Below are 296 nucleotides of genomic sequence, written 5' to 3' on the forward strand. Positions count from 1 at the left end.
CAACTGAAAGCCGACATCCAGAAGCTCACCGAGCAACTCGCCAAGACCGGCCAGCACGGCTATGGCGCGGCCCGTCGCGCTGCCGCGGACGGCGTCGAACAATTGCGCGCGCAAGGTGAGGCCGCGTTCGAGAGCATGCGCGGAAGCGCGGAGGACATGGAAGCACAGCTGATCGCAAAAGTGCGCGAGAAGCCGGTGACGTCGCTGGCGATCGCGGCGGGCGTCGGCTTCCTCTTCGCCCTCCTGTCCCGCCGCTAGCTTCAGATGGGGACGCTTGTCTCGCTGATCTCGGCTCT

Annotated in this window: 1 protein-coding gene; it reads left to right on the top strand. The window is 66.2% G+C overall.

What is annotated here, in order from left to right; all coding sequences use genetic code 11:
- Window positions 1–258 (top strand): DUF883 family protein (locus tag EN807_RS34520; RefSeq protein ID WP_135938087.1); only part of this gene is annotated, 258 nt, incomplete at its 5' end.
- Window positions 259–296 lie beyond the last annotated feature (38 nt).

The sequence above is a fragment of the Mesorhizobium sp. M5C.F.Ca.ET.164.01.1.1 genome, assembly GCF_004792125.1.
GTDB lineage: Bacteria > Pseudomonadota > Alphaproteobacteria > Rhizobiales > Rhizobiaceae > Mesorhizobium > Mesorhizobium wenxiniae.